Annotated in this window: 18 protein-coding genes and 3 other annotated features; of the genes, 2 read left to right on the top strand and 16 right to left on the bottom strand. The window is 45.9% G+C overall.

All coding sequences use genetic code 11. The annotated features are described in order from the left end of the window. Position 1 precedes the first annotated feature (1 nt). The 3 genes from BA724_RS11365 to zapA form a co-directional block, all read right to left on the bottom strand. A complete protein-coding gene (locus BA724_RS11365; RefSeq protein ID WP_069938788.1) occupies positions 2-2,356 on the bottom strand; it encodes an endonuclease MutS2 in 2,355 nt (784 codons plus the stop codon). Positions 2,357-2,381: 25 nt separating this feature from the next. Further along, positions 2,382-4,088: a DNA polymerase/3'-5' exonuclease PolX gene (gene polX / locus BA724_RS11360; protein WP_069938787.1), complete on the bottom strand. Its 1,707-nt coding sequence runs from the start codon at positions 4,086-4,088 to the stop codon at positions 2,382-2,384. A 136-nt stretch (positions 4,089-4,224) separates the two neighbouring features. Beyond that, a complete protein-coding gene (gene zapA / locus BA724_RS11355; protein WP_069938786.1) occupies positions 4,225-4,503 on the bottom strand; it encodes a cell division protein ZapA in 279 nt (92 codons plus the stop codon). A gap of 90 nt (positions 4,504-4,593) precedes the next feature. On the opposite strand from zapA, the gene rnhC reads away from it, so the two are divergent. Continuing rightward, entirely contained in the window at positions 4,594-5,517 is a 924-nt protein-coding gene (rnhC, locus tag BA724_RS11350; protein ID WP_069938785.1) for a ribonuclease HIII, read from the top strand. Between the two features lie 46 nt (positions 5,518-5,563). On the opposite strand, the gene pheT is transcribed toward rnhC, so the two are convergent. The 3 genes from pheT to BA724_RS11335 all read right to left on the bottom strand — a co-directional run bounded on the left by pheT (position 5,564) and on the right by BA724_RS11335 (position 10,102). Continuing rightward, on the bottom strand, positions 5,564-7,978 hold the full coding sequence (gene pheT / locus BA724_RS11345) for a phenylalanine--tRNA ligase subunit beta (protein ID WP_069938784.1): 2,415 nt from the start codon (positions 7,976-7,978) through the stop codon (positions 5,564-5,566). 14 nt (positions 7,979-7,992) lie between these two features. Then, on the bottom strand, positions 7,993-9,027 hold the full coding sequence (gene pheS, locus BA724_RS11340) for a phenylalanine--tRNA ligase subunit alpha (protein WP_069938783.1): 1,035 nt from the start codon (positions 9,025-9,027) through the stop codon (positions 7,993-7,995). Positions 9,028-9,069: 42 nt separating this feature from the next. Then, positions 9,070-9,299: a binding site (T-box leader), on the bottom strand. A 47-nt stretch (positions 9,300-9,346) separates the two neighbouring features. Beyond that, on the bottom strand, positions 9,347-10,102 hold the full coding sequence (locus BA724_RS11335; protein ID WP_069938782.1) for a TrmH family RNA methyltransferase: 756 nt from the start codon (positions 10,100-10,102) through the stop codon (positions 9,347-9,349). A 91-nt stretch (positions 10,103-10,193) separates the two neighbouring features. On the opposite strand from BA724_RS11335, the gene sspI reads away from it, so the two are divergent. Then, positions 10,194-10,394, top strand: coding sequence for a small acid-soluble spore protein SspI (gene sspI, locus BA724_RS11330; RefSeq protein WP_083256205.1), 201 nt, complete (start codon positions 10,194-10,196; stop codon positions 10,392-10,394). Between the two features lie 39 nt (positions 10,395-10,433). Here the strand turns inward: sspI and BA724_RS11325 are convergent, their stop codons facing one another. From BA724_RS11325 to nrdR, 10 genes are all read right to left on the bottom strand, one after another. Further along, on the bottom strand, positions 10,434-11,519 hold the full coding sequence (locus BA724_RS11325) for a M42 family metallopeptidase (RefSeq protein ID WP_069938780.1): 1,086 nt from the start codon (positions 11,517-11,519) through the stop codon (positions 10,434-10,436). Between the two features lie 20 nt (positions 11,520-11,539). Then, positions 11,540-12,022 (bottom strand): dUTP diphosphatase, encoded by a 483-nt coding sequence (locus tag BA724_RS11320; RefSeq protein ID WP_069938779.1) that lies wholly within the window; start codon positions 12,020-12,022, stop codon positions 11,540-11,542. Continuing rightward, positions 12,019-12,288 (bottom strand): DUF1294 domain-containing protein, encoded by a 270-nt coding sequence (locus BA724_RS11315; RefSeq protein ID WP_069938778.1) that lies wholly within the window; start codon positions 12,286-12,288, stop codon positions 12,019-12,021. The genes BA724_RS11320 and BA724_RS11315 overlap by 4 nt, the downstream gene beginning before the upstream one ends. Positions 12,289-12,428: 140 nt before the next feature. Further along, positions 12,429-12,785, bottom strand: a complete 357-nt coding sequence (gene rplT, locus BA724_RS11310) for a 50S ribosomal protein L20 (RefSeq protein WP_069938777.1) — start codon at positions 12,783-12,785, stop codon at positions 12,429-12,431. Between the two features lie 36 nt (positions 12,786-12,821). Next, on the bottom strand, positions 12,822-13,019 hold the full coding sequence (gene rpmI / locus BA724_RS11305) for a 50S ribosomal protein L35 (protein WP_069938776.1): 198 nt from the start codon (positions 13,017-13,019) through the stop codon (positions 12,822-12,824). Positions 13,020-13,042: 23 nt separating this feature from the next. Then, positions 13,043-13,561, bottom strand: a complete 519-nt coding sequence (gene infC, locus BA724_RS11300; protein ID WP_245676207.1) for a translation initiation factor IF-3 — start codon at positions 13,559-13,561, stop codon at positions 13,043-13,045. Positions 13,562-13,613: 52 nt separating this feature from the next. Then, positions 13,614-13,751, bottom strand: a sequence feature (ribosomal protein L20 leader region). A gap of 123 nt (positions 13,752-13,874) precedes the next feature. Then, a complete protein-coding gene (thrS, locus tag BA724_RS11295; protein WP_069938774.1) occupies positions 13,875-15,806 on the bottom strand; it encodes a threonine--tRNA ligase in 1,932 nt (643 codons plus the stop codon). Between the two features lie 54 nt (positions 15,807-15,860). Beyond that, positions 15,861-16,084 (bottom strand) — a binding site (T-box leader). Positions 16,085-16,131: 47 nt separating this feature from the next. Next, positions 16,132-17,058 (bottom strand): primosomal protein DnaI, encoded by a 927-nt coding sequence (dnaI, locus tag BA724_RS11290; RefSeq protein WP_069938773.1) that lies wholly within the window; start codon positions 17,056-17,058, stop codon positions 16,132-16,134. Then, entirely contained in the window at positions 17,045-18,430 is a 1,386-nt protein-coding gene (locus BA724_RS11285; protein WP_069939232.1) for a replication initiation and membrane attachment family protein, read from the bottom strand. The genes dnaI and BA724_RS11285 overlap by 14 nt, the downstream gene beginning before the upstream one ends. A 65-nt stretch (positions 18,431-18,495) precedes the next feature. Then, a complete protein-coding gene (nrdR, locus tag BA724_RS11280) occupies positions 18,496-18,954 on the bottom strand; it encodes a transcriptional regulator NrdR (protein WP_069939231.1) in 459 nt (152 codons plus the stop codon). Positions 18,955-18,958: the final 4 nt, after the last annotated feature.

The raw sequence follows: 18,958 nt of genomic DNA, 5'->3' as shown, positions 1-18,958 counted from the left end.
CTTATTTCAATTCGGCGATCGTGACGCCAAGGCCGCCCTCGCCAGAACCGCCAAATCGAATATCTTTGACCATCCGATGTTTTGTTAAGTAACCGCGCACCCCTTTCATGAGAGCGCCCGTCCCTTTTCCGTGAATAATCGACACTTGATGATAGCCGGCCAGCAGCGCGTCGTCCAAGTACTTTTCAACTCGTTTCAGTGCATCTTCATACCGTTCACCGCGCAGATCAAGTTCAGATGAAACGTGAAAATCCTTGCCGCGAATCGTCGCAATTGGTTTCGGTTCTTTCTTTTTCTCCGATTTGATAAATTGCATGTCGGATTCTGCTACTTTCATTTTAATGATACCCATCTGCACAACCCATTCTCCGTTGGCCGATGCTTCGACAATGCTGCCTTTTTGACCGAAGCTGATCACTTTTACTTCGTCACCCGGCTTCCACTCCCGCTTCGCAGGTTGAATGGCCGGTTTTTTCGTTTTCTGTTCCGGTATTGCGCCTTCAAGCCGTTTTCGTGCTTCAATAAGTTCGTGCTCTTTCACGCCTGCCCCGCCGGCAAGGCGAAGTGCGCGCAGCTCTTTCATTACTTCTTCTGCTTCTGCCTTAGCTTTTTCAACAATTTCCGCAGCTTCAGCACGAGCCTTTTCTTCCATTTTTTCCTTTTGTTCATGATAAGCTATTACTTCTTTTTGCAGGTCACGATGAAGCTTTTCCGTATCGCGCAAATACGCTCTTGTTTCCTGCTCATGCTGTTCCGCTTTTCTGCGGCTTGCGTCAAGTGCCGCGATCATGTTATCCACTTCATGTGAATCTGCACTGATCATATTACGGGCATTTTCAATAATTCCCGGATCAAGGCCGATCCGTTTTGAAATTTCAAACGCGTTGCTTCGGCCCGGAATGCCAATTAGCAATCGGTATGTCGGGCTGAGCGTTTCGACGTCAAACTCCACACTAGCATTAATAACACTGTTTCGATTGTATCCGTACGCTTTTAGTTCTGGATAGTGCGTCGTCGCGATAATGCGGGCGCCACGTGCAATAACTTCATCCAAGATCGAGATCGCCAGCGCCGAGCCTTCCTGCGGATCAGTTCCTGAACCAAGCTCGTCAAATAAGACGAGGCTTTCATGGTCGATTTCTTTTAAAATGCCGGCAATATTCACCATATGGGAAGAGAACGTACTTAAATTTTGTTCAATCGACTGCTCATCGCCAATGTCGGCAAATACTGATTGAAAAATGGCGGTTTCCGATCCGTCCTCAGCCGGGATAAATAAGCCGGACTGCGCCATAAGAACCGAAAGACCGGTTGTTTTCAAGGTGACCGTTTTCCCCCCGGTATTCGGTCCGGTAATAACGATTGCCGTATAGTCTTTCCCAATTTCAATATCACTTGCTACTGCTTCATCCGCCGGCAGCAGCGGGTGGCGTGCCTGAATAAAATGAATATACCCATCTTCATTAATTAGCGGCTTTGTCGCACTCATAGAGCGGGCAAATTTTCCTTTTGTAAATATAAAGTCGATTTCCGAAAGCATCTTCGTCATCGTGAACAAGCCTGGCGCATGTTCAGCCGTTTCCGATGACAAATCACGTAAAATCTTTTCCACTTCATATTGTTCTTTTACGGTCAGCTCCCGCAGTTCATTGTTTAAGCTGACTACAGAAGCCGGTTCGACAAACAGGGTTTGTCCGGAAGAAGACTGGTCATGCACGATGCCCCCGTAATGAGACCGGTATTCCTGCTTAACGGGAATCACATACCGTTCGTTTCGAATCGTCACGATCGCATCAGAAAGCATTTTTTGTGCATTTTGGCCACGCGTTAAGCTTTCAAGCTTCGACCGAATCCGCGACTCGGCAGACCTCATTCCGTGACGAATATGGCGCAGTGTATCACTTGCTGAATCCAGTACGCGCCCGTTTTCGTCTACTGTGTGCTTAATCTTATGCTCAAGGTCCGTTAATACAGGAATAACAGCTGTTTTCTCCGGCAAAATGCGCAGCGTTACCTGGCCTTCTGATCGGACGTCTTCAATAAATTTGCGAATATGGCGGCTCGCTGCAATGGTGCTTGCGATCCGCATGAGTTCGACGCCGCTTAAGACACCGCCGATTTGGGCCCGTTTGGCATGAGGGCGGATGTCATAAATGCCGGCGAGCGGCACATTTCCTTTAATCCGGATCACAGCTGCCGCTTCTTCTGTTTCATCAAGCCAGCGCTGCACTTCCTCCGCCTTATGCGAAGGCTTTAATTCTTCTGCAAACGACCGGCCGACTTCTGACGAAGCATGGCCGGCCAATTTCGCGATTATTTTATCAAATTCGAGTGTTGCAAGCACTTTTTTGTTCAAGGTAATTTCGACTCCTTTAAAGGCGTTACAAGCTGCGGATAAAAGACATAAACTCGGCTTTCGGCCATGTGTTGACGACCGTTTCCGGCCGCAGCCATCCTTTTCTGCCTGCACTTGCGCCTGTTTCCATAAATTCAAGATGCTCAATTGCATGGGCATCTGTATTGATCATAATTTTTGCGCCGGCTTCCTGCGCCATTTTCAAATGAGCGGCGGACAAGTCAAGACGGTGCGGGTTTGCATTCAGCTCAAGGGCTGTGTTCGTTTCTGCCGCGAGCCGGATGAGCTCCTCCATGTCGACCGGATAGCCATCCCGGCGGCCGATAATGCGCCCGGTCGGATGGGCAATGAGTTTCACATATGGGTTATGAAGCGCTGTTTTAAGCCGCTCCATTATTTGCTCCTGCGGCTGTGAAAAGCTTGAATGAATCGATGCGATAACAAAATCAAGCTGTTTCAGCACATCATCTTCATAATCAAGCGTGCCATCCGGCAAAATATCCATTTCAATGCCCGATAATACCTCGATGTCATTAAATTTCGCATTCCACTCTTTGATTTCTTCGTTTTGGCGGATGAGCCGTTCAGTGGACAATCCGTTCGCCACTTTCAAATAATGTGAATGGTCGGTAATCGCCATATATTCATATCCGCGCGCACGGCACGCTTCTATCATTTCTTCAATAGAAAACGCGCCATCCGACCAGGCTGTATGCATATGAAGATCACCTTTTATATTTGAGAGCTGAACAAGTGCGCCTTCTTTATATTTATCTGTTTCTGTGCCGTCTTCTCGAATTTCGGGCGGGAAAAAAGGAAGCCCCAGATGGTGGTAGAGTGCTTCTTCGCTGTCAAAGGTTTTAACGCTTCCATCCGGCTGTTCAATCCCATATTCGCTTACTTTCTCATCGCGTTCTTTTGCAATTTGGCGAATTTTCACGTTATGGTCTTTGGAACCGGTAAAATGGTGAAGTGCACTGGCAAACTGATCTGGCTGCACAATGCGGAAGTCAATCGACAAATCAAATTCGCCTTCAATGATAACCGACACTTTTGTTGGGCCGGCAGCAATCACTTCTTTTATTTCCGGCATGGCGAGAAGATATTCTTTTACTTTTTCAGGCTGCTCCGTTGCTACAATAAAATCGAGGTCTTTTACTGTTTCACGCAACCGGCGCAAGCTGCCCGCCCGTGAAAAACGGCTAATTTCAGCTGAACTGCCTAAATAACCTTCAATATGCTCTGCGATCGGCAGCACGTACATTATCGGCAGTCGATCCGGCTGCGTACCTGCTTTTTCAACAGCTGCAAGAATTTTTTCTTCAGTTTTTGCGCCAAATCCGGCAAGCGCCTGCACGCGGTTCTCTTCACACGCAGTCTTTAATTCGATCATGTTCGTAATGCCAAGCTCTTTATATAGTTTGGCAATTTTCTTGCCGCCAAGACCTGGAAGCCCCAAAAGTGCCACGAGTCCTTCAGGCACTTCTCCAGACAGTTCTGTCAGTACCGTTGATTCTCCCGTTTCCATATACTCTGTAATAACGGCGGCAGTTCCTTTTCCGATTCCTGACAATTTTGTCACATCATCAATCTCAGAAAGGCTGCGGTCATCCTGCTCAAGCGCTGCTGCCGCTTTTCGAAATGCAGATATTTTAAATGGGTTGTCTCCTTTTAACTCCATGTAAATCGCAATTTTTTCAAGCAATCGAATAATATCTTTTTTATTTATCATTCACGTCACCTCAGATTATAAACAAAGTGAGGCATCAGGCTGATTGAAAACAAGTGTTCGCCAGCAGCCTGATGTCATCTGCTTTTCTTTAATAGTAGCAGAAAAAAACTTCTCTACCAAATAGGAGAGAAGTTTTTCAGCCGTTGACGGCGTTCCAGTTTTTCATGTGGCTTAATTCCATTTTCATCTGCTCTAATTCTTCTTCCATCTTTAAGTAATCATTCACCATATTAACAGCCGTCAGCACCGCAATTTTCTGCGTATCGAGTGAAGCATTGCGGCTGCCTATTTCACGCATTTTGTCATCAACCATTTCCGTTACACGGCGAATATGGTATTCTGATTCAGTTCCAATAATCGTATACTGAGATCCGTAAATGTCAACTGTTAGGCGAGTCTTTTGTCCATCCGACAAGTGCAAGGCCCCCATTTCTGTGCAATTCTGTTATATATCATACCATGAGTCATTTACCGTGAAAAGGAAGAATGTTTGGAGGATGTCGAAATGAGTCATACTGTGCTTGTTGTAAACGACGATACATTACAAAAAATGAAGAACTATTATGGCGTTCCAGCCACTCTGCCCGCTGGAGCTGTTTTTGCTGCTAAAAGGGATGGCTGTTCTGTGACAGGCTACCGTTCAGGAAAAGTGCTGTTTCAAGGAAAAAATGCGGAGCGAGAATCAGCACAGTGGGACGGACAGACTGCTGCACCGAAATCAAAAAAGACATCCATACCGAGCGGGAAGCTGCCGAATGGATTTGCAGCAATGTCTGTGATTGGGAGCGATGAAGTCGGCACCGGCGATTACTTTGGACCAATTACTGTCGTCGCAGCGTATGTTGAAAAAAGCCGGATTGCGGAACTAAAAGCGCTCGGCGTCCGTGATTCCAAAGATATGAAAGATCCTGAAATTGTATTAGTTGCTAAAAAACTGCTGAAAGATATTCCGTACAGCCTGCTCATTTTGCGGAACGAAAAGTATAATGACCTGCAGGAGAGCGGCATGTCTCAAGGAAAAATAAAAGCCATTTTGCATAACCAGGCGCTCGGCAAGCTGCATGAAAAAATTATGCCCGAAAAACCGGAAGCTGTCCTCATTGACCAGTTTGCTGAAAAGCCCATTTATTACCGCCACCTAGCAGGACAAAAAAACATCGTGCAGGAAAACGTTTTTTTCAGCACAAAAGGCGAAAGTATCCATCTAGCGGTCGCTGCGGCTTCCATTTTAGCGCGCTACGCATTTTTAAAAGAAATGGACACACTGTCGGAAAAAGCGGGCTTTCACGTCCCAAAAGGCGCTGGTCCCATTGTGGATAAAGCGGCGGCCCGCCTCATTCAAACCTATGATGAACATGTGCTGCGCCACTTTACAAAACTGCATTTTGCCAATACGGAAAAAGCGAAACGAATTGTTAAAGGTCTTTAAATACAAAAAAAGCGGCCCCTTAAAACGGAGCCGCTTTTCTTATTTCTTATGCACGCAATTCAGCGTTTGCTTTTTCTTTCAATGCAGCAAGCACTTTTTCATGCACCGCTGTTACTTCATCATCCGTTAATGTTTTATCCGGATTCACATACGTTAACGCGAAAGCGACAGATTTCTTGCCTGCTTCCATCCGATCTCCTTCGTACACATCAAATACATGAATGTTCGTCAACAGCGAACCGCCTGCTTCTTTAATAATTGTTTCAAGTAAAGCCGCTTCGACCGTGCTGTCTACAACAAGTGCAATATCACGGCTGATGGATGGGAAACGCGGAATCGGTGTGTAGGCGAGATCTACGCGCGCCGCATTTAATAGGACATCCAACTTTAATTCAAATAAGTACGCTTCTTTTAAGTCAACTTCTTTGGCCAATGATGGATGAAGCTGTCCGATAACACCGACTGGCTGCTCATCGAAAAGAACGGCCGCAGTCCGACCTGGATGGAATCCTTCTGGCGTGGCTTTTTGAAAAGACAACCGATCTGTTAAGCCAAGTCGTGCCGCTGCTCCTTCAATAACCCCTTTTACTGTGAAGAAATCGGCCGCTTTTTTCTCCCCCTGCCATAAATGCTCCTGCCAAATTCCCGTTATAATACCGGCCAGTCGTTCCTCTTCTTTTGGCTGCACATTTTTACCTTCATTTAAATAAATAGAACCTGTTTCGTATAAAGCGACAGAGCCCATCTGGCGCGCACTGTTGTACGCAGCCGCTTCGACTAAATGCGGAAGCAGGCTTTCGCGCAAGTACGCACGTTCTTCACTCATTGGCATCGCAAGTGCTACCGGCTCGCGCACTTCAAGTGCAAATTGTGCTGCACGTTTTTCAGAGGTTAACGAATACGTGACTGCTTGATTGAATCCGGCCCCTTCTAAGTAACGGCGAACAACGCGGCGGCCGAGCTGGTACGGTGATAATCCACCCGGTAACGATTCGCCTTCTGGCAGTGTGAGCGGAATGTGGTCATATCCGTAAAGACGCGCCACTTCTTCCGTTAAATCTTCCGGAATGGTAATATCGCCGCGGCGTGTTGGAACCGTTACGGTAATTTCATCGTTCTTTGTTTCAGTTTCAAACTTCAAACGGCTGAAAATGTCTTCGACGCCGCCCATTTGCAATTCTGTGCCGAGGCGCGTATTTAATCGATCAAGCGTAATCGATACTTTTTTCGGCTCTGGTGCATATTCTCCTGCCACCACACGACCGGAAAGAACGGTTCCGCCAGCATACTCCGCCATCAGTTCAGCTGCGCGATCACATGCCGCCTGCACACGGGAAGGATCCACGCCTTTTTCAAAGCGGGCGCTTGCTTCTGAACGAAGACCATGTGCTTTTGACGCGTTGCGGACGATCTGACCGTCAAAATAAGCGGACTCTATCAAAACATTGACAGTATGATCGTTTACTTCTGAATTAGCACCACCCATAACACCTGCTAGAGCAACTGCTTCTTTGCCGTTTGTAATAACAAGCTGATCCGCTGATAATGTACGCTCTGCATCATCAAGCGTGACAAATTTCTCGCCTTCCTCGGCACGGCGCACCACGATTTCACCTGTTCGAATCCGGTCAAGGTCAAATGCATGGAGCGGCTGCCCGTATTCCATCAATACATAGTTTGTAATGTCTACGACGTTGTTATGGGGACGTACGCCGGCATTCATAAGAAGCGTCTGCATCCAAAGCGGCGACGGACCGATTTTGACATTTTTCACAACACGCGCAATGTAAAGTGGATTGTCTTCCGGCGCATCAATGCGAATTTGAATGGCCTCCGATGCCGGCTCTCCCGCTTCATTTGGATTGGGCTCCGGCAGTTTTACATCACGGCCTAAAATCGCTGCAACTTCATACGCAACACCCATCATGCTTAGTGCATCGGAGCGGTTTGGCGTTAACGATAATTCTAAAATCGCATCGTCCCGGTTTAACGCAGCGAGTGCATCTTCTCCCGGCGTTACGTCGTTCGGGAAGTTGAAAATGCCTTCTGCGTATTCTTTCGGGTTCAGTCGGCTTTCAATCCCAAGTTCAGACAGCGAGCAAATCATGCCATTTGATTCTTCACCGCGAAGCTTTGCCCGCTTGATTTTAAAATTGCCCGGCAATACCGCACCGGTTCTTGCTACCGCGACATATTGTCCGGCGTCCACGTTTTTCGCGCCGCAAATGATTTGAACCGGCTCTTCTTCCCCTACATCAACGAGGCATTTGCTTAATTTATCGGCATTCGGGTGCTGCTCGCGCGATTTCACGTAGCCGACGACAATGCCTTTCATTTGGGCAGCGGGCATTTCCACGCCTTCCACTTCAATGCCGGCACGTGTAATTTTTTCCGCCAGCTCTTCTGGCGTCTGATCGGCAATGTCAACGTATTGTGACAGCCATTTATATGAAACAAACATGGGTAAATTCCTCCTTATTCGTGTACAGAAAATTGCTGTAAAAAGCGAAGATCGTTCGTGTAAAAATGGCGGATATCATCAACGCCGTACTTCAGCATGGCGATGCGCTCCTGCCCCATGCCGAATGCAAAACCGGAATAGACGGTTGAATCAAAACCAGCCATTTCCAGTACATTCGGATGCACCATGCCGGCACCAAGCACTTCAATCCAGCCTGTTCCCTTGCAGATCGAGCAGCCTTTGCCGCCGCACATGCAGCTGACATCAACTTCAACTGACGGCTCCGTAAACGGGAAAAAGCTTGGGCGAAGGCGGATTTCGCGGTCGGGACCGAACATTTTTTTCGCAAATGCATCAAGTGTTCCTTTTAAGTCGCTCATGCGGATGTTTTCACCAACGACCAGCCCTTCAATTTGGTTAAATTGATGAGAATGCGTTGCGTCATCGCTGTCGCGGCGGTAGACTTTCCCCGGGCAAATAATTTTCACCGGTCCTTTCCCCTCATGCTTCAGCATCGTCCGCACCTGCACCGGTGACGTATGTGTGCGCATGAGCAGTTCAGGCGTAAGGTAGAATGTATCCTGCATATCGCGTGCCGGATGTCCTTTTGGCAAATTCAGCGCCTCAAAATTATAATAATCCTGTTCTACTTCCGGACCTTCTGCGACTGTGTAGCCCATACCGATAAACAAATCCTCAATTTCTTCTGTCACTCGTGTTAACGGGTGGGGGCCGCCAAGCTTCACCGGACGCCCTGGCAATGTTACATCAATCGATTCTTCCGCCAGCTGTTTTTGAATCGCTTCTGATTCAAGCGACACTTGTTTCGTTTCAATCGCTTTTGTGATTGCTTCACGAACAACATTTACAAGCGCGCCCATTTTTGGCCGTTCTTCTGCTGACAGCCTGCCCATGCCTTTTAATACTTCTGTCACCGGCCCTTTTTTGCCGAGATACGCGACACGCACATCATTCAATTCCTTTAAATCCTGTGCTGCTGCTGCTTTCATAACCGCTTCATCCTGCAGCTGTTTCAATTGTTCTTCCACGTTTTTTCCTCCTTTTTGGCAACAAAAAAAGCCCCGTTCCCGGAAAGGGACGAGGCTTCTGATATCGCGGTACCACCCTTTTTAACGCACAAAAAATGCACATTCACTTCATTCAGATAACGGTAAAAACCGGTATGCCTTTACACAAAAGTGGTCCAAGCACCGGCTCGGGAGGTGAACTTCGGCCGTTTCTTTTTAAAAATGCTTTCAGTCTGGGCATTTTCTTCCTAAAAAAAGAAAGGTGGCGTACTTTTCTCCGTCATTGCCTTTTGTTTATCAAATTTATACTTACTTATTATAGACAACCCATTTTTGAAATTCAATTGTTTTCCCGAAAATGGTACAGAAGAATGCCGGCTGCCACAGCCACATTCAGCGACTCGCTTTTCCCAAAAATAGGAATGTACAGGTTTCTCGTCGTTTTTTGGAGCAGCTCCGGCCGCACACCGCTTCCTTCATTACCGACAATAAGCGCAAACGGCCCAGCTTGTTCCCCGCGATAATTCACCGCACCTTCAAGCGCTGTTCCATATACGGGAATGTTCCGCTCTTTCAATTCTTCCATCACGCCCATTAAATCCATGCTTAAAACAGGCAGGTGAAAATGGCTTCCCTGCGCTGAACGAAGCACTTTTGGATTGTACAGGTCACCCGATCCATCCCCAAGGAAAACCGCGTCAAGCCCTGCTGCATCGGCTGTCCGGATCATCGTGCCGATATTGCCTGGGTCCTGCACCGCATCAAGCAGCAAAAAGGTCGTTCCATCCGGAAAATCAGTTAGTTCCTGTTTTCTGCATACCGCAAAAACACCCTGCCCGTTTTCCGTATCAGACAGCTTTTTCGCAACCTCAGCTGAAATCATTGTCACATTTAAATCGTCCATATTCCAGGAAGACGGAATAACGGCTTCTTCAGATAAAAGCAGTTCCTCGATATATTCTTTATGGCGAAGCGCTTCTTCAACGAGATGAAATCCTTCAAGCAAATAAAGGGCGGTTTTATCCCGTTCTTTTTTTGTCCATAACTTATTCAATTGTTTTATATGTGTATTGTTCACGGATTGGATGTAATTCACACTCATTCCCCTTTCACCGAATTCATTATAGCATTTTTCTGTATAATGGGCGCCGCTCTGGTGAAAATAATAGAAACGAGGAGGGATGAACATGAATTTACGGGGCGCAGTCATTCAAAATTTAAGCGGGCAAAACCCAAATGAATTGTCTGAAGTGATCCAAGATGCAATTTCAACTGGCGAAGAAAAAACGCTGCCGGGTCTTGGTGTTATGCTCGAGCTGTTCTGGAAAAAAAGCACAACCGAAGAACAGAAGGTTGTGCTGGAACGCATGTCGTCCGCACTGCAATAAGAAGAAAAAACCGCTCACAGCGCTGTGAGCGGTTTTGTTTTAATCAAATGTAATAGCATTCACTGTATCACGGTCCAGGCGGAGAATGACTTCTCCCAGAAGCTTCACTGCATTCTCGTAATCATCACGGTGAAGCATGGCAGCATGGGAATGAATATAGCGTGTCGCAATGGTGACAGACAGCGTCGGCACCCCATTTGCCGTTTTATGAATTTCACCGGAATCTGTTCCGCCGCCGGCCATTGCATCGAACTGATACGGAATTTCGAGCTCATCGGCTACATCCGTCACGAAATCACGCAGCCCTTTATGTGACACCATGGATGAGTCATATAAAATAATTTGCGGTCCTTTGCCCATTTTGCCCATCGCTTCTTTTTCCGTTACACCCGGCGTGTCACCGGCAATGCCGACATCAACACCAAACGCGATATCCGGCCCAATTTGGTGAGCAGACGTTTTCGCACCCCGCAGGCCGACTTCTTCCTGTACTGTTCCAACGCCATATACAACGTTGGCATGCTGTTTATTCTGTACGTATTTCATGACGTCAATCGCAATCGCACAGCCGATTCGGTTATCCCACGCTTTTGCAAGCAGCATTTTCTCGTTATTCATGACTGTAAATTCAAAATAAGGAACGACCATGTCGCCGGGACGAACGCCCCAGTCAGCTGCCTCATCTTTGCTTGATGCGCCGATATCAATGAACATGTCTTTAATTTCAACCGGCTTTTTACGCGCTTCCGCCGGCAAAATATGCGGCGGTTTTGAACCGATTACACCCGTTACATCACCTTTTCGTGTAACAATGGTGACACGCTGTGCAAGCATCACCTGGCTCCACCAGCCGCCAACGGTCTGAAAACGGATAAATCCTTTGTCGTCAATACGGGTGACCATAAAACCTACCTCATCCAGGTGACCGGCAACCATAATTTTCGGGCCATTCGCGTCACCCGTTTTTTTGGCGATTAAACTGCCAAGACCGTCCGTTGTGACTTCTTCCGCATACGGCTCAATGTACTTTTGCATGACATTGCGCACTTCACGCTCGTTGCCGGCAATGCCTTTTGCATCTGTTAATTCTTTTAGCATGGTTAACGTTTGATCAAGTTTCTTCATTAATATACTCCCCTTTTTTATTAATAGCCCGACTGCTGTCGTTCGTAGTTTACTTCATTTTTGGCGATATATGCCCGTTCAACTTCATCAGACGAAAAGCCAAGCATGTCTCCTAATGTAAAATAGCGGTTCAGGAGCAGCCCATAATCATCTTCTGATTTTGTTTTTTGAAAAGCGTGAACGGATTCCATTACATGTAAAAACTGCACGGTTGCCGTTTCAGCCGATGCCTCTTTTTCAGGCTCCGCTCTATTATTTGTTAAGAGGCCAAGTGATAAAATAAAATGAACACCGTCGACAAACTCTTCTAAAATGACGTTCCGTTCGGATGGCCCTTTTTTGCTCCAAAACTTAAAGCAGCGCGTTTCATTGGCCAATTCGCCTATTTCGACCAGCAGTGCCAGCACCTTTTGGTCAAACAAGTCAACGCCTTCCAAGTCATGGCCTTTTTCTATGTATTCATCAAGTCCCCGCTGCATGTTATACAATTTTTCAATATTCAAATCGCTGTCCCTCCAGTCATTGCAAGAAGTAATAAATCGATTACAGCTAAAGCGGGCATGCCATATTTAAATGAAGCGTGTTTTGTTTTATGCCGGTACGTCTGCATCGCTACATAACCGCCGGGTGCACCGCCTGCTAAAGCCAACAGCCAGAGTGTTCGCTCTCTCGTCCGATACTGATTTTTCCGTGCTTTTTTCTTATCGTTCGCCAGGGTGACGTACGTGATAAAGTTAATCGCTATAAAATAAATAAATACAATAGACACTGTCGCACCTCCCTATCTATTTTAGCAAACTTACCGCGAAAGCGCATAATTTGTGTCCAGTCGGGGGTATTTATGTCCTTTCAGCTATAAAAAAAAAACCGCCCTGACAAGAAGTCAGGACGGTTTTGAAGCTAAAAAAATTAGCCTAGTTGTTTTTTCGCAGCTTCTGCAAGCTGTGTGAATGCTTTTTCGTCGCTGATTGCAAGATCAGCAAGCATTTTACGGTTTACTTCAATGCCGGCAAGTTTCAAGCCGTGCATTAAACGGCTGTACGAAAGACCGTTCATACGTGCAGCCGCGTTAATACGAGTGATCCACAATTTGCGGAAATCACGTTTTTTGTTACGGCGATCCCGGTATGCATATTGCAGGGATTTCATAACTTGCTGATTGGCAACTTTATATAAACGATGTTTCGAACCGAAATAACCTTTTGCTAATTTAAGAACCTTTTTACGACGTTTGCGTGTTACAGTACCGCCTTTTACGCGTGGCATACTATTCCCTCCTAATGGATGTTACGTTAGATTTTCTTACAGATTATCGAGCATGTGGCGAATGCGTTTGAAATCGCCTTTAGAAACCATTGCGCCTTTGCGCAATTTACGTTTTTGTTTTGTAGACTTGTTTGCAAACAAGTGACTTGTGTAAGCGTGGGAACGTTTCAGTTTACCTGAACCTGTTTTCTTGAAACGTTTGGCAGAACCACGGTGAGTTTTCATTTTTGGCATTTCGACTTCCTCCTCAAACTGGTTTACTTTTCGTTTTTCGGCGCCATAATAAGGAACATACTACGGCCATCCATTTTCGGCTTAGACTCAATAGTCGCAACTTCCTTGCACGCTTCTGCAAAGCGGTCAAGTACACGCTGGCCGAGTTCTTTATGGGTAATCGCACGTCCTTTGAATCGGATCGACGCTTTTACTTTGTCACCCTTTTCCAAAAACTTAATCGCATTGCGAAGTTTTGTATCGAAATCATGGTCATCAATGCTTGGACTGAGACGCACTTCTTTCAATTGGATGATTTTTTGGTTTTTGCGGGCTTCCTTATCTTTCTTCTGCTGTTCGAACTTGAATTTTCCATAGTCCATAATACGGGCTACCGGCGGTTTCGCATTCGGAGCAACAAGCACAAGGTCAAGATTAACGCGGGTTGCAATTTCAAGTGCTTCGCGTTTTTGTTTAATGCCGAGCTGCTCGCCATTCTGGTCAATCAGGCGTACTTCACGGGCACGGATGCCTTCGTTTAAATTCATGTCTTTGCTAATAATAAGCCACCTCCAGGTCATTTGAGAAAACACTGTTTAAAAGATAAGCGCACTGCCTGCATGAAAAAGGCGGAGCATCTGAAGTAGATGCCCCGCCAGTAAAAAGCCGACTAAACAGCTTTATTGTTTACCATGTCAACCTGCCAACTTTTTTGTCAGACGAGGTGAGAAGCGGGTGCTTCTGCTTTCTTTTATTATGTGTTTTATTCACCTAAGCAACTATATCATATCTTCTTTCAAATGTCCAGTAGACTACTGAAAGAACCAACGTTTTAAATCATACCATTGCTTTTCAAAAAAAACAATAGTTTTTTTCTTATCGTTTGCCTTCTTTTTGAACATGCTCGCGAAAATCATCAAATGATATCGTTTCCGACTGCTGTTCACCGTATTTACGGACGTTAACCGATCCGCTTTCGAGCTCTTTATCGCCCACAACGAGCATGTATGGAATTTTCTTCATTTGTGACTCTCGGATTTTGTAGCCGAGCTTTTCTTCGCGGCTGTCTATTTCTACACGAACGCCTGCTGACTTCAATTGATCTTTCAGCCCTTTTGCATAGTCATAATGAACTTCATTCGATACCGGGATAATTTGAACTTGTACCGGTGCAAGCCACGTCGGGAATGCTCCTTTATATTCTTCAATCAAGAAAGCGACAAAACGCTCCATTGTTGAAACAACGCCGCGGTGAATAACAACCGGACGGTGCTGCTTGCCGTCTTCACCAACATATGTTAAATCAAAACGCTCCGGCAGCAAGAAGTCAAGCTGAACGGTTGACAGTGTTTCTTCTTTGCCAAGTGCCGTTTTTACCTGCACATCAAGCTTTGGACCGTAAAACGCAGCTTCATCTTCCGCTTCTACGTATTCCATTCCAAGTTCATCCATTGCTTCTTTCAGCATCGCCTGAGCTCTTTCCCACATTTCATCGTCATCATAATATTTTTCTGTGTTCTTCGGATCACGATAGGACAAACGGAATGAATAATCGTTTAAGTCAAAGTCCTTGTAAACAGCAAGAACGAGCTCCACAACACGCTTCAGCTCATCTTTAATTTGATCCGGACGAACAAAAATGTGTGCATCATTCAGCGTCATGCCGCGGACCCGCTGCAATCCCGCAAGCGCTCCTGACATTTCATAGCGGTGCATTGTGCCAAGCTCCGCAATACGGATTGGCAATTCACGGTAGCTGTGAATGTCATTTTTGTAAATCATCATGTGATGCGGGCAGTTCATTGGACGAAGCACAAGATCTTCATTATCCATTTCCATGACCGGGAACATGCCATCCTGATAATGATCCCAATGTCCGCTCGTTTTATAAAGCTCTACACTTCCTAGTACCGGCGTATACACATGATCGTAGCCGAGGCTTACTTCCTTATCGACAATGTAGCGCTCGATAATACGGCGGATTGTCGCCCCTTTCGGCAGCCAAAGCGGCAAACCTTGTCCGACTTTTTGGGAATTTGTAAACAAATCTAGCTCTTTCCCGATTTTCCGGTGGTCGCGCTCTTTCGCTTCTTCTAGCATTTTCAAATGATGATCTAATTCTTCTTTTTTGAAGAATGCTGTACCGTAAATGCGCTGAAGCATTTTGTTATCAGAATTTCCGCGCCAATACGCGCCGGCAATATTTAGTAATTTGAATTCTTTCAGCTTACCTGTTGACGGCACATGTACGCCGCGGCAAAGATCCGTAAAATCGCCCTGCTCGTAAAGTGTCACTGTTTCGTCAGCCGGGATCGCTTCAAGAAGTTCAATTTTGTATTCATCGCCAATTTCTTCGTAAAACGCTTTTGCTTCATCGCGTGTTACTTCTTTGCGGACAACCGGCACGTTTTCATTAATGATTTTTTTCATTTCTTTTTCGATGACCGGCAAATCTTCTGGCGTAATCGATTCATCTAAATCAATATCATAATAAAAACCGCCTTCAATAACCGGGCCGACACCAAGCTTCACTTTGTCCGCGCCATATACGCGTTTAATGGCCTGTGCCATTAAGTGCGCTGTACTGTGGCGCAAAATTTCTAATGCATCCGCATGATCCGGTGTGATAATTTCAATCGAACCGTCCTGCTCGATCGGTGTTTTTAAATCAATTGGCGCACCGCTTACTTTACCGGCAAGTGCTTTTTTGCGCAAACCCGGACTGATCGACTGTGCGACATCCTCCATTGTTGTTCCATTAGGAAATTCCTTTACGGCCCCATCCGGAAATGTTAATCGAATCGACATGTGTGTTGCCTCCTTTTTTTCTAAAAACGACAAAAAACCCCGCTCCTCCATAAATGAAGGGGCGAGGTTTAATCGCGGTTCCACCCAACTTTCCGAGGATAATCCCCGGCTCAATTGCAGTCAGATAACGGTCTGGTGCCGCCGCTTCTTACTTGAATTCGTTCAGAAGCAGAGCTCGAGGGTGGTAAATGCATTTGTTCACGACGGAAAAGTTGCAGCCAATGCTTTCCCTCTCTAAAGACGTCCCAAATGAAACATGTCCCTGTCATAGCTTTTCATATGACGTTATTATAGTACCCATCCCATTCAAAATCAAGAGCGAGTTTTAATGCCGGCGATTCGCACCTGTCATTTCAACCGGCTCTGTTAAAAACCTGATTCGTTCCATAATTCGGGCTGCTTTCAGCTCTTCAGACTCGCCGCGCTGCGAATGGGTTAAGTGATGCTGAAGCTCATCGTAATTAAAATTAGATGTAAATAAAACCGGCAATCCTTCAAGCATGCGATGCTGTAAAATAGTGCCGAGTATGTCATCGCGAATCCAGCTCGACATCGTTTCCGCGCCAATGTCGTCAATCATCAAAACAGGAGCAGACTTAACGGCTTCGATTTTCTCGCCCGTTGACTGGTCATTCAATGACTGCTTCATTTCACGGACAAATTCCGGAAAGTAAACAATCATCGACGCAATATGTTTCTCAGCTAGTTCATTGGCAATCGCGCCGAATAAAAAGGATTTCCCCACACCGAATTTTCCGTAGATATATAAGCCTTTGGGCATTTCACCCAGCTTATAACCATCTACAAAACTTTTCGCCATTTTAACCGCATTCAGCCTGCTTCTATTCGCAAGCTCTACTTGGGCAAATCTCGCTTTCAAAACATCTCCCGGCATATAAAGGCTTTTAACATGCCTGCGTAAGTGCTTCATTTCATCATCCCGGATTTTACGCGGGCAGCGTTTGTAATCCAGTTCAACCGCCTGATAACGCATAGCAAGCTCCGGCTCGAACCCCTGCATCACGTTCACACACCCGTCAAGGGATGGACATTTCTCACAGCAGTGGCTTTGGGAGACGTACTCATATAATTTGATCATTGCACGGGTCACTTCCCGTTCTTCAAGGCTGTGCTCTTTAATAAATGCTTGAACGGTTTTGTCTGCAAGCACCTCCCGTTTTGTTTGCTCATACTGTTCCGCAAACCCGGGCGATTTGTTGAGACTTCCGAGTGCTTCATTAATCTTTTTCACCGGTCGACGCCCTTTCTGTTCGTTTTCTCAGTTCTTCTTCCAGCTTTCTTTTTTCTTCTTCAAAACTTTGGTCTACGATTTCCGGCTCTTCTTCGTTTTTCGTAAACCAAGATGGAAGTTTTTCTTGACGGACAGTTTTCCGGCTTCCATAAGAACGGGAAGTGTTTTTCGCCTTCGTCCGTTCTGTTGATTGCTTTTGTTCACTTCTCGCCAGCTCAATGCCTTCTTTGGCTGTTTTAATTTTTTTCCGCGCCCATTGCCCCGCAATTTTGTCCATAAAGCTTTTTGAGAGCTTCATGTTTGATTTCAGCATAACATATTGAATGAGCGCATTCATTACTCCCGGTGTGAAGTCGTATTGAAGCATAACTTGTTCAATTAGTTTCATATCAACAGATGAAGGCGCTCTATCAGATATATCAACGATCATTTGATACGGAGTGACCGATTCACAATGAAAAATCAGCTTTTCTTCTTTTGTTTTCGGTTCAGCATTTGCTGCACCTTCCTTCTGTGAAATACGGGGTGTCATATCCGGCAAGCGTCCGCCCGATTCAAATTGATACGCATTACGCGCCGACTTCCGAAGCTCATCCACGTCAATTTCATCTTGTTCGTTTAATGAAGACAGCACGAGATTTTTCATATTAAGCGGTGTAATTCCATACAAAAATGACAGCTTTTTAATCGTTTCTTTTATAAAAGGCGTTAAAGATGAGGCCGGTATTAACGCATCTTTTAATGCACGCTCTAGTGCGGAAAAATCAAACGATTCATTTAAGACAGGGCCCGTTTTGATGCCTTTTGATGCTAAACGGCTGCCGGGCTCCGGTGTGCTGTCCGGCTCTGCTTCCTGCGCATCCATATATCCTGTTGAAAATACGTCTGGAAACGCATGTGTCACATCACGAAAATCAGGCGACTTTGGCTCACGGTCACAAAACATCCGCTTCAGCCGCAAAAAATGAGGTTTGCCTATTTTCCGATATAAAAACACATTTAATAAACCGTCTGTAAAAAATTGATCCGGTGCGAGCGGCGGCAATAATTCGTATAAAAATTCCCGGCTTTCTTCTGTTTTTTTTACATATGTCTTTAACAAGCCGATTCCTTCAAGTTTCAGCCGGTCTTCATAAATTTGCTGGGGACTGCAGCCGAGCGTATTCATTAAATGATAGTGTGGTGCGCTGCCTGATGACAGCTTGCCGTCCTCCACTTCCGCATACATTGTCATATACAAGCTGAGCGCCTGCGCACCAACAAGCGGCTGATATAAAAGCGTAATTACTTTTTGCTCAAGGCTGTCTACACAGCCGGAGATTGTAATCGTATACGCGTCGGCGGGCTGCATTTCATTCCAGTGCCGATTCATGCTGTTCACCTCAATGCCTTCTTTAAATAAGAAGAAAAAAGCCCGGAGCAAGATCTCCCGGGATTTTATTTTTCTTTGTTAATAATGTCTTTTAACTCGTCTAAAAACACGTTAATGTCTTTAAATTGCCGATAAACGGATGCAAATCGGACATAGGCTACTTCATCAATCGCTGACAGCCGGTCCATAACCATTTCGCCCACTTCATCCGACTGCACTTCGGATACGCCTTTTGCACGCAGATCCTGTTCAATGTCCGCTGTCATTTTCTCAAGCGTCCCGAGTGGTACCGGCCGTTTCTCACAAGCTTTTATCAGTCCGCGGAGCATTTTCTCTCGGTTAAATTCTTCGCGCATCCCTTCTTTTTTCACGACAATGAGCGGTGTATGCTCGACACGTTCAAACGTCGTAAACCGGTAGCCGCACTTTTCACATTCGCGGCGCCGACGGATGGAATGCCCGTCATCTGCCGGGCGCGAATCGACTACTTTCGTCCCGTTAAAACGGCAGTCAGGGCAAATCATGGTC

The sequence above is a fragment of the Domibacillus iocasae genome, from assembly GCF_001750285.1.
Taxonomy (GTDB): domain Bacteria; phylum Bacillota; class Bacilli; order Bacillales; family Domibacillaceae; genus Domibacillus; species Domibacillus iocasae.
This window is presented reverse-complemented; position numbering and strand designations above follow the sequence as displayed.

Coding starts and splice junctions, on each gene's coding strand:
- thrS (WP_069938774.1), bottom strand. CDS start 15,806: ATGTCGATTCGATTAACATTTCCGGATGGGGCCGTAAAGGAATTTCCT.
- rplT (WP_069938777.1), bottom strand. CDS start 12,785: ATGCCACGCGTAAAAGGCGGTACTGTAACACGCAAACGTCGTAAAAAG.
- rpmI (WP_069938776.1), bottom strand. CDS start 13,019: ATGCCAAAAATGAAAACTCACCGTGGTTCTGCCAAACGTTTCAAGAAA.
- polX (WP_069938787.1), bottom strand. CDS start 4,088: ATGATAAATAAAAAAGATATTATTCGATTGCTTGAAAAAATTGCGATT.
- BA724_RS11285 (WP_069939232.1), bottom strand. CDS start 18,430: ATGAATCGGCACTGGAATGAAATGCAGCCCGCCGACGCGTATACGATT.
- nrdR (WP_069939231.1), bottom strand. CDS start 18,954: ATGATTTGCCCTGACTGCCGTTTTAACGGGACGAAAGTAGTCGATTCG.
- BA724_RS11325 (WP_069938780.1), bottom strand. CDS start 11,519: ATGAAGAAACTTGATCAAACGTTAACCATGCTAAAAGAATTAACAGAT.
- pheT (WP_069938784.1), bottom strand. CDS start 7,978: ATGTTTGTTTCATATAAATGGCTGTCACAATACGTTGACATTGCCGAT.
- rnhC (WP_069938785.1), top strand. CDS start 4,594: ATGAGTCATACTGTGCTTGTTGTAAACGACGATACATTACAAAAAATG.
- sspI (WP_083256205.1), top strand. CDS start 10,194: ATGAATTTACGGGGCGCAGTCATTCAAAATTTAAGCGGGCAAAACCCA.